Below are 14,163 nucleotides of genomic sequence, written 5' to 3'. Positions count from 1 at the left end.
AATGATGTCCCATTCCAATCACAGCGCCACCGCTCAAGACACCTCCGAGACCCACCTGAAGCGTGCGCTCGGAGTACCTTCACTCGTCTTCTTCGGTCTCGTCTATATGGTTCCGCTGACAGTCTTCACGACCTACGGAATCGTCACTCAAGTCACCGGCGGCCGCGTCCCAGCTGCCTACGTCATCACGTTGCTGGCAATGGTGTTCACCGCCAGGTCATATGCGAAGATGGCCGCCGCGATGCCCTTTGCCGGTTCGGCATACACGTACACGCAGAAGAGCTTCGGAGCTGGAATCGGCTTCGTTGCCGGCTGGGCGCTGCTTCTCGACTATCTGTTCTTGCCGATGATCAACTATCTGGTCATCGGCATCTACCTCAGCGCAGCATTTCCAATGATTCCGGCCTGGGTCTTCGTCGTCACTGCCATTGTTCTCGTCACGGTCCTCAACGTCATCGGAATCGTTTCCGTTGCGCGGGCCAACATCGTCATCATCGCCGCTCAAGCTATTTTCATCGTTGTCTTCGCAGCACTGGGCATCGCTTCATTCACCGGATCCGGTTCTGTCGACCTAGCGGCGCCTTTCACCGGTGACGGCTCTGCACCCGGATTCGACAACGTCATGGCCGGCGCAGCTATTCTGTGTCTGTCCTTCCTCGGCTTCGATGCGGTCTCGACTTTGTCCGAGGAAGCCAAGGACGCGAAGAGAGCAGTCCCCCGCGCGATCGTCATCGCCACTGTCACCGGCGGCCTCATCTACATTGTTCTGTCGTACCTGGCTCAGCTGGTCTATCCGTCGAATCAGTTCGCCGATGTCGATTCAGGCGCGCTTGACGTCATGGCGGCGGCCGGCGGCGAATTCCTCACCGCCTTCTTCACCGCCGCCTATGTCGCCGGAGCATGCGGCTCAGCTCTGACCTCGCAGGCATCAGTCTCACGCGTTCTCTTCGCGATGGGTCGAGACGGCGTGCTCCCGAAAAGCTACTTCGGCCGCTTGTCACCGCGCTTTCACACACCCACGATTGCGACTCTCACAGTCGGCGGAGTCTCTCTGCTTGCGCTCGCCGTCGACCTCGCATTCATATCGGAGATGGTCAGCTTCGGTGCTCTGATCGCGTTCTCAGCAGTGAATCTGTCGGTCATCAAACACTTCATCATCGACGAGAAGAATCGTGGTTCACGTGCTGTTCTCAGTTCGATCGTTCTACCGGGAATCGGATTCTGTCTGACCCTGTGGCTGTGGACGAGCCTGTCTCCGCGAACTCTTCTCATCGGCGCAATCTGGCTGATTCTCGGAATCGGATACCTCGCTTTCGTCACACGAGGTTTCCGTCGGCCGACACCGATGCTCGACCTGGCAGACTGACGCCTCCGCACCCAGCTTTCCGAATTCGCCGTTGACTCCGCCGACTCCGAACAGCCGGAGGTCATGGCACGGGCCTGACGCAATCGCGCTTCGTTGATCGCCTGCGGGACCGGGACTTCACCGTCCAGACCCCGCAGGCGATGACTCACCCGGCGGCCATCCACGCTCCTCACACCTGCCGGGCTGTGGGGACATCCAGCAGTCCTGGAAAGCAGCATCAGCACCGCAGAAGCCTCTGCCGGGCGCGGCCTCAGGTTTGGTACACCCTGCTCCAAAATGCCCCCCGAGGGACCTGATCAGCTGAGAGGAACCTATACAAAAACGGCTGTCGACGCCGGTGGTCTGCCGTCACGTACGCTGCACCGTGTATCGCCGTGCCGCTCACCATCCCGCAGAAAAAATACCCCGCTTCTTGTAATAGTGTGTGTCACACACTATCGTGTGATACATGAACGAGGATGAAGACAAGGCACTGGCCACCCACGAACAGGAGCTGCGACGCGGCACCGTGGTCTTCGCCAGCCTCGTCGCCTGTCGACGGCCGCAGTACGGCTACTCGCTGCTGACGACGCTGACTGAAGCAGGCATCGCCACCGAGGCCAACACCCTCTACCCCCTGCTGCGACGGCTCGAGAAACAGGGCCTGCTCACATCGGTTTGGAACACCGAACAAGCCCGCCCCCGCAAGTACTACACACTCACCGACAGCGGCGCCGAAGTCGCCGCCGCACTGCACAGCCACTGGCTCGAACTCAACTCCAGCATCACCCAGCTCTGGAAGGACGGCACACCATGAGTGCGCTCACCGAAATCTACGTCGACAACGTCACCCGCCACCTCCCCGAAGACTCCCGGCCCGACATCGCCGCCGAGATCACCGCCACGATCGACGATATGGTCGACGCCCGCCTCGGCGAGGATGCGGACACGTCCCCGGATCACACGGCCGCCGTCGAACGCGATGTCCTTGAGGAACTCGGCGACCCCGTCGCGCGGTCGCGGGAGTACTCGAACTCGCCGCAGCACCTCATCGGCCCGAATTCCTACCCGGTCTTCGTCTGGGCGCTGCGCTGGGTCCTGCCCGTCGTCGGTCTGCTCGCCGTTCTCACAAACGTCGTGACCACCATCGCCATCTCCCCCGGAGTCCAGATCGGAGAGATCATCGGCAAGGCGGCGGGCAACACGGTCATCGCCCTGTTGACCGCATTCGCCGCGATCACGATCATCATCGGCCTCGGCGACCGCGGAATGGACGGCGGCGCAGCCAATTCGCTTCGGAAACGGAAGCCGGGCACGTGGACGGTTGATGATCTCGACCGACGTGATTCCCACGGCAAGCAGATCCGCGCCGAGGCGGGGCTCGGGCTGGTCTTCATCGTCGCCCTGGCAACGGTCCCGCTCATCCCGACGACCCTGCTCTACGTCGGTCACCTCAACGATGGGGAGACGTTCATCAACCCCGATCTCGGCGTCGGATGGTTGGTCGGCTACTGGGCGTTCCTCGCGCTCATGGCCGTGGTCGAGATCATCAAGTTCACGACCGCCTCGGCGAAACCGACCGTGGCCCTCTTCGGCGGAATCGTCGACCTCGCGATGGCTGTCTTCCTGACCATTGCGCTGCTCACTCAGCCGGTCCTCCACCCCGAGCTCACGAACACCGCGAACGCCGACGTCCAACAGATCATCACGGTCATCGCGATCTGGATCATCACCGCCTGGGACCAGGTCAGCACCTGGCGAATCTATCGCCGCAATCGTCGGTGAGGTTGTGCGATCGGGACGGACACCAGCCCACCCGATCGCGCAGCTGCTGAGAGATCTCAGTCGCGGCGACTGGCGATGACCGTGAACTTCTTGTTCCGGGCCAGCTGCCGACTCGGTCCGATGATCGATTCGAGACGATCCCGGTAGCGCAGGTGCGAATTGAACACCGTGAGCACCTGCCCGCCCGGAGCCAGATGTTCGGCGGCCGTGGCCATGAGCGCCGCGGCCGTCTCGGTCTCGATTGCCGTTCCCTGATGGAAAGGCGGATTGAGCAGGATCAAATCGAATTCGCCCAGGCCAGCGAGCGCCGGCTCCCCCGAGTCCGCGGCATCGCTGAGGATGATGTCGACGTCGACCCCGTTCGCCTCCGCTGTGGCCCTCGCCGAGGCGACCGCCGCCTTCGACACATCGATGCCGAGTCCCGTATTCGCTCCCGAGGCCCGCATCGCTGCTGTGAGCAGCCAGCCGTTGCCGCAGCCGAGGTCGAGCACGGATTCCGGCGCCTCGTCGTCAAGCAGTCCCAGCAGTGAGTCGATGAGCAGCGCTGAGCCCTCATCGCTCTTCGTCCCGGAGAAGCAGGCCCCATGTGCACGGACTTCGAACTCGCCGACGCCGCGATGGGAGATCACCCCGCGGCGTGGGAACTCCGGCAGGCTCGGCGAGGACAGGGGGCGGCTGCCGATGATCATCCGGTGCTTGCCGACCCCGGGCGAGACATCGACTCGGCCGAAGCCGCGGGCAAGTTCCTTGTTGACGCCGCGACTCATCGCATCGCTGCGGCCGATGACGATGATGGTGCTCACGAATGGCTGCAGCACCGCGATCGTCTCGGTGAGCGCATTCGTCGCCTTCGGAGCGTTGACGACGGCCCACGTCTCCCCCACACCGAGTTCGGCCAGTCCCGCGATCTCACTGAGCTCGCTCACCGCCAGTACGGGGGCCGCCTCGGTGACGGCCTCCCCGGCGAATTCGCCGGCTCCGGCCAGGGACTCGACCGCCGCGGCCAAGGTACGTGCCTCGTCGAGACGGTCGTTGTATGTGCATACCTGAGTCAGACGGCTGAGCAGGGTCGCCTGCAGACCGTGCGCATCGTCGACGAGGATGAGGTTCTCGGGGACCTCGGCTGAGAGTTCGGCGGCGACGAAGGTGCCTTCGGTGTCTCGGCCCGAGACGTCGAGGGCTCCGCAGCGACGACCGATGACGTAGTCGATGAGCATCCGCGCCTGCGGCAGACCGGGCAAGTCGCTCAGCTGGGGGAATTCCGCCAGCAGATCCCGGCTGCGGTGGGCGGCGGCAGAGTCAGAGGGCAGCAGGGAGGCGGACATTCGATCAGTCTAGACTGAGCGGACCGGTCGCCGCCTCCTCGCGGGTGTGCCGCTCAGCCTTCGGCGTCGTGGTCGGTCTCGATGAGCTGCTTGAGGTCGGCCAGTGCTTCGTCGGCTCCGTCACCCTCGGCGCGCAGAACGACCTTCTGACCGTATTCCGCGCCGAGGCCCATGAGGGAGAGCACGCTGGCCGCATCGAGGGCGTCCTCGGCCGGTTCTCCCTCCAAGGCGATAGTGATCTCGAGGTCATAGTCTGCGGCGGCCTCGGCCAGCAGTGCTGCTGGACGGGCGTGCAGGCCGACGGTGCTTCCGACTGTTGCGATGGTCTCTGCCATGAGTTGTCCTTCCTGATCAGACCGGCCGTGGTTCGGCCTGCCCGGTGTTTCGGCGTTTCCTGTTGGTGGTGTCTGTGGTGGTGCTGAGTATGTCACGGGGTCACTCCCCCGACGGCCGGACTCACAGGCCGAGCTCGTCGAGGATCGGCAGCTCGGCTCGCACCGCGGCCTTCGCCTCGCTCGGGCTGCGCGCCGCAAGTGCGCTGCCGGCGATCTGCTGTGCCCGCTCCAGGGAGACACCGGACAGCACCTCGGCGACGGCAGGCAGCGCTCGGGGCGCCATGGACAGGCTGGTGACTCCGAGACCGACGAGCACGACGGCCAATGCCGGATCGGCTGCGGCCTCTCCGCACACGCCCACCGACTTCTCCGCCGCAGCTCCTTGGGCGGCGGCCATGCCGATGAGCTGCAGGACTGCCGGCTGCCAGGAGTCACTGAGTTCGGCCAGACCGCCGAGCATGCGGTCGGAGGCCATGACGTACTGGGTGAGATCGTTCGTGCCGATGGACGCGAACTCGACTTCCTCGAGGATCGTGGCCGCCTGCAACGCTGCTGAGGGAACCTCGACCATGACACCGGCAGTGGGGAGTCCTGCCGCATGGACGAGTTCGGAGAACTGCCGGGCCTCGTCTGCGGTGGCGATCATCGGAGCCATGACGTGGACGGTCACCGCATGCTTCGAGGCCGCCAGCGCGATTGCCTCGAGCTGACGTTCGAGGACGCCCTGAGCCCTGCGGTTGGTCCGGAAGCCACGTACACCCAGGGCCGGGTTCGGTTCATCGGAGTCGGTGAGGAACGGCAGAGGTTTGTCGGCTCCGGCGTCGAGGGTGCGCACGACGACCTTGTGATCGTCGAAGGCCGCGAATACCTGCCCGTAGGCTTCGGCCTGTTCTTCGACGCTGGGTTCGGTGTCGCGATCGAGGAAGCAGAACTCGGTGCGCAGCAGACCGACGCCTTCGGCACCGGCGGCCGCCGCTGCCCGTGCTTGAGCGCCGTCTCCGACATTCGCACGCAGCGGAATCCGTGTGCCGTCGCTCAGGAGACAGGGTCCGGTGAATGACTGCAGCCGACCGGCTGTCTCCGTCCACGCCTCGACGAGGCCGGTCTCTGTCGCACCGGGTTCGGTGCGCAGGACGCCGGTACCGCCATCGAGGAAGACCGGTGTGCCGCCGGTGATGTCGCGGACGCCGGAGGCCGCCACCACGGCGGGAATGCCCAGCGACCTGGCGAGGATGGCCGTATGGCTCTGCGGTCCGCCCTCTGCGCAGACGAGTCCGACGACCAGCTCCGGTTCGAGTGTCGCGGTGTCGGCGGGAGCGAGATCCGTGGCGATGAGCACGAAGGGCTCGGCCGCGTGTGGAATCCCGGGTGCGGGCACTCCGCGCAGATGGGCGACGAGGCGGGCACGGACATCGAGGACGTCGGCTGCGCGTTCGGCCATATAGCCGCCGAGCTTCTCCAGCTGCGCGGCGGTCTCGGCGGCCACCGTCCAGATCGCGGTCTCCGCGTCGGTCTCGGACAGGCGTTTGATCGCCGTCTTCACCAAGGTCGGGTCCTTGGCCATGAGTGCCGTGGCTTTGAGCACGTCACGGGCGTCTCCGGTGACGGATTCGGCTCGCTCACGCAGTTCGGCGTGGACGGCGGCCGAGGCCTCACGGATCCTGTTCGCCTCCGCCTCGGGATCGGCCGGAGCCGGCTTCGCCACGGGTGCGGACACGGGGTCGGGCATGGTCAGCGCCGGGGCGATGACCCGTCCGGGTACGACTCCGATGCCTGAGAACTCTGCGGACATCCCCATTCCTTCCTGTCTTGCCTCTTCGGTGAGAGCGGTCAGACTCGTGTGGCGTCAGCGTTCGACGATACCGGTTCGGCCTGCTCAGCCTCACCGGCCGAACCGGATCCGGTGGTCGGACCGGTCGACGCGGCTGCAGTCGTCGCCGATGCGGACCGGTCGGCCGCCTCGGCGAAGCCTGCCTTCCCGCCCTTGCGGACGAAGATCTTGAGCGCGAGCACCAACACGGCGCTGATGAGCGTGCCGACGACGACGGAGAGCAGGAACAGCAGGAACGAGTCGATGGCGAAGAAGACGAACACTCCGCCGTGTGGGGCCTGGCTGGTGACGGAGAAGGCCATCGTCATCCCGCCCGTGACGCTGGCACCGACGACCGACGCGGGGATCACGCGCAGCGGATCGGAGGCGGCGAAGGGGATCGCGCCTTCGGAGATGAATGCGGCGCCGAGCAGCCAAGCGGCCTTTCCGTTCTCCTTCTCAGCTTGAGAGAAGATGCGCGGGCGGACGGCGGTGGCCAGTGCCATGGCCAGGGGCGGAACCATGCCGGCGGCCATCACCGTGGCCATGATCTCCCACGGCACGGGGTTGTCGACGGAGCCGGCGGCGAGGCCGGCGACGGCGAAGGAGTACGCGACCTTGTTGACGGGGCCGCCCAGGTCGATGGCCATCATGGCGCCGAGGATGAGCCCGAGGACAACGGCGGCGGTTCCGGTCATCGAGCTCAGCCAGCTGTCGAGGCCCTTGGTCAGGGCGCTGATCGGTCCGCCGAGGACCATGAACATCAGGCCGGAGGAGACGAGGGAGGCGACCAGCGGGATGATGACGACGGGCATGAGTCCGCGCAGCCACCTCGGTGCGGCGAAGGAGCCGATCCAGTGGGCGATATAGCCGGCGAGGAGTCCGCCGATGATGCCTCCGATGAACCCTGCGCCCATGAGCACGGCGACGGCGCCGACGGTGAAGCCGGGAGCGATTCCGGGGCGGTCGGCGATGCCGTAGGCGATGTATCCGGCCAGGGCGGCGACGAGGAAGCTCATCGACAGGTTGCCGATCTGGAAGGCCACGGCGCCCAGGTAGGCGCCGACGGGTCCGAGTGCCAGGTCACCGTATTCGGTGGGCAGGTTCCACAGGGAGTTGCCCAGGACGATGTCCTCGGCGTAGTCGGGGATGTCGAATCCGCCGAGGAGGAACCCCAGTGCCATGAGCAGTCCGCCGGCGGCGACGAAGGGGATCATGTAGCTGACACCGGTCAGCAGCACGCGTTTGAGGTGGGCGCCGATGCTTTCGCGAGAGTTTCCTGCCGAGGACGATTCGTCGGCGGAGGCGTGAGCGGCGGCCAGCCTGCGGCCGTTGGGGGCGTCCGCCTCGGCGAGGGCTTTCGTGATGAGGCCCTGCGGATCATCGATTCCGGCCTTGACCGGCACCTGCACATAGGGTTTGCCGGCGAAGCGGGCCTTGTCGCGGACATCGACGTCGACGGCGAAGACGACGGCGTCGGCGGAATCGATGACGGACTGGTCGATCGGGGTCGTGCCGCTCGATCCCTGGGTTTCGGTAACGACGTCGATGCCCATCTCGGACCCGGCCTGGGCGAGGGCGTCGGCGGCCATATAGGTGTGGGCAATTCCCGTCGGGCAGGCCGTGACGGCGACGACGCGGCGAGGGTGGTCGGTCGAGCCTGCGGTGGTCTCAGTGGGTGCCGCCTCGGTGCTGGCGGGGTCCGCAGCGGCACCGGCGGTGGATGCGCCGGTGGGGGCCGCCTCGGTGCCGGTCTGCTCTTCGGTCGTCTCTCGCAAGCCGAGGGCGGTTTCGACGAGGTCGACGACTTCCTGCTCGGTCGTCGCCGCGCGCAGGGAGGCGACGAAGTCCTTCTTCACCAGCGACCGCGCGAGTTTCGACAGGAGCTTGAGGTGGTCCTTCCCGGCGCCCTCCGGGGCGGCGATCATGAACACGAGGTCGGCGGGGCCGTCCTTGGCACCGAAGTCGACCGGCGGGTTCAGGCGGGCCATTGCGAGGCTGGGTTCGGTGACCGCCTCGGTGCGAGCGTGCGGGATGGCGATACCGCCGGGAACGCCTGTCGGGGTCTTCTCTTCGCGGGCGATCGCCGCGGCCGCCAATCCGTCTGCGGAGTTCGCGCGGCCCTGTTCGGAGATCGTGGCGGCCAGGGCGCGGATGACAGCGGACGACTCCGTCCCCTGATCCGCGTCGAGGACCACCAGGTCTGTTGTGATGAGCGAAGTCATCGTGCCTCCTCGGCTTCGGGGGCTGTGCCCTCATGTCGGTGGGAAGTGTCGTCGGAATGCGTGTCTGTAAGTGCTGTGGGACTGCCTGCCAGCGGTGCTGCGGGTGTCTCTAGTGGCGTCAGGGTCACCGCGTCGGTCCGGGCGTCCGCCGGGCTCGGCACCCCGGTTCCGCGCAGACGGGCGGCCGCAGCTCCGTAGGCGACGGCTCGGGCCAGGGCCGCCTCGGGTTCACGGCCGGCGGTCAGACCCAGCAGATACCCGGCAAGGGTGGAGTCGCCCGCGCCCACGGTGCTCACGACCTCCATCGGCGGATGCTGGGCATGCCAGGCGGTGTCCGGCTGGGCGAGGACTGCGCCGCCGGCGCCCAAGGTCGCAAGGATCGACCGCGGGCGGGAGCCGCGCGCGTTGAGCAGGGTCGATGTGGCGCGGGCCGCGAGCTGCGGTGAGGATTCCAGCCGGTCGGCGATCATGTGCAATTCGCCGGTGCCGAGGGGTTCGACGGGTTGGAACGGCTCGGCGGCGTCGCGTGAATCGGACGCACCGCAGTCGCTGTGCGCTCTGGCATCATCGCGGATGCCGGCGGCGTGCAGGAGCCCCGCGGCGTTGAGGAGCTCGGCGAGTTCTTCGGCGTTCGGTTTGATGAGATCCGGTGAGGCCATCAGGGCCGCAGTCAGAGGAGCACCGGAGGTGTCGACGGCGATCAGCGGCGGACTGTCCAACTCGCGGATGCGCTCGATCGCGCGGGCGTAGAAGTCATCGTCGACTCCAGGAGGCAGCGAACCGGCCAGGACGACCCAGCTCGCACCGGCTGCCTGCTCGGCGACGAGGTCGAGCAGTGCGTTCTGAGTCTGCGAACTCAGGGGCGAACCTGGTTCGTTGATCTTCGTGGTCGTACCGTCAGGTTCCGTGACAGTGATATTGGACCGCAGCGGTGTGCCGGTGGGAACGGAGCGATGGGCCAGTCCGATCGCGTCGAGTCCGGTGAGCACCGGGTCGTCGAGGTCTCCGGGCAGGACCGCGAGGGTGTCACGGTCGGCGGCCGCCACGGCACGGGAGACATTGACTCCCTTGCCGCCGGGCTGCTGTCCGGCCCAGACGGCACGCTGTACCTGGCCCCGGAGAACCGGTCCGGACAATTCGATGGTCCGGTCGAGGCTGGGGTTGGCTGTGAGGGTGAGGATCACGGAGTGACGACCTCGACTTCCGCGGTCTCCAGATCGGCCGACAACGGCTCTTCTGGCGTCTCATCGGTGATGAGGACATCGATCTGGTCGAGTTCCGCGAATCGCACCAGAGAGACGGCATCGAACTTTGCGGAGTCGGCGAGCACAGCGACCCTGCGTCCGGAGGACACAAACGCCGACTTCGTCGCCGCCTCGTCATGGTCGGGCGTGGAGACGCCGTCACCGCTGAGTCCATTGGTGCCGAGCACCGCGAGATCCACTCGATGGCCTTCGACGGCCGAGATCGTCTGTGGTCCGACCATGGCCCGCGTGACCGGGCGGAACCGGCCGGGGAGGACGAAGATCTCGACGCCGGGCGCACCGGCCAGACTGTCGATGGCGGACAGGGAGTTCGTGATGACACGCAGCTGTCGCGGCGTCTGTCCGGCGACGAGGCGGCCATGGGCTTCGTCGGCGATCGCACGGGCGAAAGCCGCGCAGGTCGTGCCGCCGTCCACGGAAATGCTCATCGTCTCCTCCAACAGGCTCAGCGCGGACCGGGCGATCGCGGTCTTCGCATCGAGATTGTGGATCTCACGATCGTCGAAGGTCGGCTCTTCGAGGCTGTGGGGACGGCACGGCACCGCGCCCCCATGGACGCGCTGGAGGACTCCGGCCTTTTCGAGGGCGGCGAGGTCGCGTCGGACGGTTTCCGTGGTGATGTCGAAATCGGCGGCCAGGTCGGTCACATTGACCCTGCCCGCTTCGCTGACCAGCTCAGCGATGCGGCGTTGCCGTTCTTCAGCGAACACGTCCGGCCTTTCCCTTCGCGCGGCGCATCGTCGATTCGGACGAATAGCCACGTGGCTATCTGTTGGTTTGATCGATCTTAGGACTCTATTCACACACCGTCAATCACATTCCAACATTTTTCCAACCATTCCCACATCGGATTGTGGTCGACCGGGCAAGGAGGCTCACCCGAGGCGGGGAGGCCGATGAATGACGAGTGCCCCGGAACTCAGCGTTCCGGGGCACTCGTCGTTCACGGTCAGGGTGGGCCGCCTCGGCGATAGGGGCAGCAGTAAAGCGATCAGCTGCCGATGCGTTTGTACGCCGAGGAGTCGGCGTTGTCGATCGTCGAGTGTTTGCGGTTGTCGTGCATGAAGGCCACGGCAACGAAGCCGACGATCGCGATGACGACGACGTAGACGGCGAACCAGGTGCCGATTCCCGCGTTGCGGAACCACAGCGCGACGTACTCGGCGGAGCCGCCGAACAGCGAGTTGCCGACCGCATAGGTGAAGCCGACGCCGATTCCGCGGATGTGGGCGGGGAACATCTCGGCCTTCACGATTCCGGAGATCGAGGTGTACATGCTGATGAACGCCATGGCGATGACGATGAGGATCCCTGCGGTGAGGACGGAATCGGCCTTGCCGATCATGCCGAGCAGCGGGATGGGCAGCGCGATCATTCCGATGACGAAGATGAGCATGTTGTTCTTGCGGCCGATCTTGTCCGAGATCTTGCCGGCGATGGGCTGCATGACGACGAAGATGAGCAGGCAGATGGTCATGAGGTCGGCAATGGAGCCCTTGTTGAACACGGCTTCACCCGGGGTGCCTTCGTTCTGCAGCAGCAGGAACTTCTGCATGTAGGTGGTGAAGACGTAGAAGACGAGCGATCCGACGCTGGTGATGCCGAGCACGACGAAGAAGGCGCGCGGGTGGCGCAGCACTTCGCGGAAGCTGCCGGAGTTCTCGTCCTTGCGGGTGTCCGCCGAGGTGGTCTCCTCAAGACCGCGGCGCAGCCACAGGGAGACGATCGCGGCGGCGGCGCCGATGGCGAAGGGCAGTCGCCACCAGCCGGCTTCGATCTGATCGGTGCCCAGAGTGTGGGTCATGATGACGGCCAGCAGGCTGGCCAGCAGCTGACCACCGATGAGGGTGACGTACTGGAAGGAGGAGTAGAAGCCTCGCTTGCCCTCGGTGGCGACCTCGGACATGTAGGTGGCGGTGGCGCCGTATTCGCCGCCGACGGCCAGGCCCTGGATCATGCGCACGATGAGCAGCAGGATCGCGGCCCAAGAGCCGACGACCGCGCTCGTGGGCAGCAGCGCCATCATCAGCGAGCCGGCGCACATGAGCAGAATGGAGATGAGCATCGAATTCTTGCGCCCGAGGCGGTCGGCGGCGCGACCGAAGATATAGCCGCCGATGGGACGCATGAGGAAGCCGACGAAGAAGACGCCTGCGGCCTGCATGAGGGACAGCGCCTGGTTGTCAGCAACGAAGAACTGATCGGCGAAGTACACGCTGAAGAAGGCGTAGATGTAGAAGTCGAACCACTCGACGAGGTTGCCCGACGATGCCGCCATGATGGCCTTGACCGTCTGCCATTCCGACTTCTTCTGCGTTGGGGTCTCACCGGCTTCTGCCTGGTCGAGATGCGTATTCTGATCTGTCAATGCTTCTTCTTTCTCGCTCGTACACGGCGCAAAAGCGCCCAAGTCACCTTACTGCCGCATCGACGGAACCGACGATTCGGTCGGTAATTGAGATCTGCACTCGGATGGCCGATTCCGCGAGGTTTTCGCGCGATTTCCGCGCGGTTACAGAACAGAAATCGTTCGATGGTGACGGGCCCACTTGTGGCGAGGTGAGGAAGATCTCAGCCGAAGCTCCCCGATTTCCTCGTCGCAGAGTGAGCTGCCGCCCGTCCGAACAGGGCGGATATGCTACTAATTGAGAGAGCTTCGTCCAATGTCGCACCAGGAGAGATCATGACAATCCTCGTCGGTTATTCCCCCTCGCCCGAAGGCAAGGCCGCTGTCGAATTCGGCATCGAACAGGCCCGCGCATTCGACGATGTCCTCGTCGTGCTCAATGCCGGAATCGGTGAGACTCCCGACGAGCGCGGCGTCGCCACCAGCAAAGACATCGAGGAACTCAAGGAGACGCTGAAGTCTTCCGAGGTCTCCCACGAGATCCTTCAGTTCCTCCGCGGCAATGATCCCGTCGAAGAGCTCCTGGCGCTGGCCGAGGCGACCGCCGACACCCGCATGATCGTCATCGGATCACGCCGCCGCTCCCCCGTGGGCAAGCTCATCATGGGCTCGACGGCCCAGCGCATCATCCTCGACTCCGACGTCCCCGTCGTCTCCGTCAAGGTCGACCGGAGGAAGAAGTAGTCGCGCGCCGGTTCGCTGGAACGAGAATGCCCCGCACTGTCGTCAGTGCGGGGCATTTTCGATGGGATCGCTGCTTGGGTCGGCGTTCAGCCGGGCCCGCAGTCGGTTCGCCGACCGACTTCAGTCATCAGCGCGAACCGGTGCGTCCCATGCGTCCAGGTCGGATTCGCTCCAGTCGCCGTAGGTCGGATTGGGTAGGACGATCCATTCGGTGCCGAACTTCGCACGGTTCTTCTCCACCAGTTTCCTCTGCTCGTCGACGGACGCATCGGCGAATGCGCCATCGAAATCGTGCAGGGTGTCACCGAGCTGCATGAGCAGGGTGTGGTTCGCCTCGACATTCGCACGCCGTTCATCCTTCGGCGGGCCAAGCAGCATCACGTGTTCGTCATCGGCCTGGGGCAGGCCCAACTTGGCAATGGCTTCGACATTCTTCGCCCGATTCTCTTCCGTCCGGTCCGAGACGTAGTAGATGTCAACTCCGAGCTGGTCGGCATGTTCGAAGAATTCCAACGCACCGGGGATCATTGTCGGCTCCCCGTTCTCCTCCCAGTCGTCCCAGGTGTCCCAGCCGCTGAAGTCATGGCACTTGGCGATATCACGAGCCAGCAGCTTCGAATTGTCGATGGCAGTCTCGTCGAGGTCGGTCATGATAGCCAGATCTTCCCCGTCCGGGGCCTTGGAAACGGCCTTGTCGAGCTGACGCGCAGCCATCTCATAGGTCTGTCCCTGCAGTGCCATCGCCTCAGCGCTCTGCTGCTGCCACTTCACACCCATGGTGTAGGCCGAGACGTCGCAGTCATCCGCCGCTTCGTCGCCCGATACCGGACCCGAATTGAGGATGTATCCGATCACCCCGACGATGAGCACGAGCAGAATCGTCAGGGCAGGAACGAGGGCTTTCTTCATTCATCTTCTTTCTTCAGTGTTCCTCTCTGCGGACAATTGTCAGTTCAGGCGGTTATCAGTCGTCGTGGCTGGC

The 14,163-nt window shown here is 65.1% G+C and carries 12 protein-coding genes; 4 read left to right on the top strand and 8 right to left on the bottom strand.

Going from position 1 to position 14,163, the window contains the following annotated elements:
• Position 1: 1 nt before the first annotated feature.
• The 3 genes from SB749_RS15460 to SB749_RS15450 all read left to right on the top strand — a co-directional run bounded on the left by SB749_RS15460 (position 2) and on the right by SB749_RS15450 (position 3,130).
• Positions 2 to 1,366: an APC family permease gene (locus tag SB749_RS15460; protein ID WP_410711094.1), complete on the top strand. Its 1,365-nt coding sequence runs from the start codon at positions 2 to 4 to the stop codon at positions 1,364 to 1,366.
• 448 nt (positions 1,367 to 1,814) lie between these two features.
• Positions 1,815 to 2,162 carry a PadR family transcriptional regulator gene (locus SB749_RS15455; RefSeq protein ID WP_410711093.1) on the top strand — a complete coding sequence of 116 codons (348 nt, stop codon included), beginning with the start codon at positions 1,815 to 1,817 and terminating at the stop codon, positions 2,160 to 2,162.
• Complete coding sequence (locus SB749_RS15450) at positions 2,159 to 3,130, top strand: HAAS signaling domain-containing protein (protein WP_410711092.1); 972 nt, start codon at positions 2,159 to 2,161, stop codon at positions 3,128 to 3,130. The genes SB749_RS15455 and SB749_RS15450 overlap by 4 nt, the downstream gene beginning before the upstream one ends.
• Positions 3,131 to 3,186: 56 nt before the next feature.
• On the opposite strand, the gene SB749_RS15445 is transcribed toward SB749_RS15450, so the two are convergent.
• The 7 genes from SB749_RS15445 to SB749_RS15415 all read right to left on the bottom strand — a co-directional run bounded on the left by SB749_RS15445 (position 3,187) and on the right by SB749_RS15415 (position 12,458).
• Positions 3,187 to 4,455: a class I SAM-dependent methyltransferase gene (locus tag SB749_RS15445; RefSeq protein WP_410711091.1), complete on the bottom strand. Its 1,269-nt coding sequence runs from the start codon at positions 4,453 to 4,455 to the stop codon at positions 3,187 to 3,189.
• 53 nt (positions 4,456 to 4,508) lie between these two features.
• Complete coding sequence (locus SB749_RS15440) at positions 4,509 to 4,790, bottom strand: HPr family phosphocarrier protein (protein ID WP_025778672.1); 282 nt, start codon at positions 4,788 to 4,790, stop codon at positions 4,509 to 4,511.
• A 121-nt stretch (positions 4,791 to 4,911) separates the two neighbouring features.
• Positions 4,912 to 6,582: a phosphoenolpyruvate--protein phosphotransferase gene (ptsP, locus tag SB749_RS15435; protein ID WP_410711090.1), complete on the bottom strand. Its 1,671-nt coding sequence runs from the start codon at positions 6,580 to 6,582 to the stop codon at positions 4,912 to 4,914.
• Positions 6,583 to 6,620: 38 nt separating this feature from the next.
• Positions 6,621 to 8,825 carry a fructose-specific PTS transporter subunit EIIC gene (locus tag SB749_RS15430; protein WP_410711089.1) on the bottom strand — a complete coding sequence of 735 codons (2,205 nt, stop codon included), beginning with the start codon at positions 8,823 to 8,825 and terminating at the stop codon, positions 6,621 to 6,623.
• On the bottom strand, positions 8,822 to 10,009 hold the full coding sequence (locus tag SB749_RS15425; RefSeq protein ID WP_410711088.1) for a 1-phosphofructokinase family hexose kinase: 1,188 nt from the start codon (positions 10,007 to 10,009) through the stop codon (positions 8,822 to 8,824). The genes SB749_RS15430 and SB749_RS15425 overlap by 4 nt, the downstream gene beginning before the upstream one ends.
• A complete protein-coding gene (locus SB749_RS15420; protein ID WP_410711087.1) occupies positions 10,006 to 10,800 on the bottom strand; it encodes a DeoR/GlpR family DNA-binding transcription regulator in 795 nt (264 codons plus the stop codon). Before SB749_RS15420 ends, SB749_RS15425 begins: the two co-directional genes overlap by 4 nt.
• 281 nt (positions 10,801 to 11,081) lie before the next feature.
• Positions 11,082 to 12,458, bottom strand: coding sequence for an MFS transporter (locus SB749_RS15415; RefSeq protein ID WP_410711086.1), 1,377 nt, complete (start codon positions 12,456 to 12,458; stop codon positions 11,082 to 11,084).
• Between the two features lie 315 nt (positions 12,459 to 12,773).
• Between SB749_RS15415 and SB749_RS15410 the strand changes: the two genes are divergently transcribed.
• The gene (locus tag SB749_RS15410; RefSeq protein ID WP_410711085.1) at positions 12,774 to 13,181 is read left to right on the top strand and encodes a universal stress protein; all 408 of its coding nucleotides are present in this window, start codon (positions 12,774 to 12,776) and stop codon (positions 13,179 to 13,181) included.
• A 120-nt stretch (positions 13,182 to 13,301) separates the two neighbouring features.
• Here SB749_RS15410 and SB749_RS15405 read toward each other — a convergent pair whose 3' ends face one another.
• The gene (locus tag SB749_RS15405; RefSeq protein ID WP_410711084.1) at positions 13,302 to 14,090 is read right to left on the bottom strand and encodes a 5'-nucleotidase, lipoprotein e(P4) family; all 789 of its coding nucleotides are present in this window, start codon (positions 14,088 to 14,090) and stop codon (positions 13,302 to 13,304) included.
• Between the last annotated feature and the right edge of the window lie 73 nt (positions 14,091 to 14,163).

Origin of the sequence: Brevibacterium sp. SIMBA_078 (assembly GCF_046534565.1) — a bacterium.
GTDB lineage: Bacteria > Actinomycetota > Actinomycetes > Actinomycetales > Brevibacteriaceae > Brevibacterium.
Note: the sequence above shows the minus strand (reverse complement) of the source record. Positions and strands in the feature narration are given on the sequence as shown.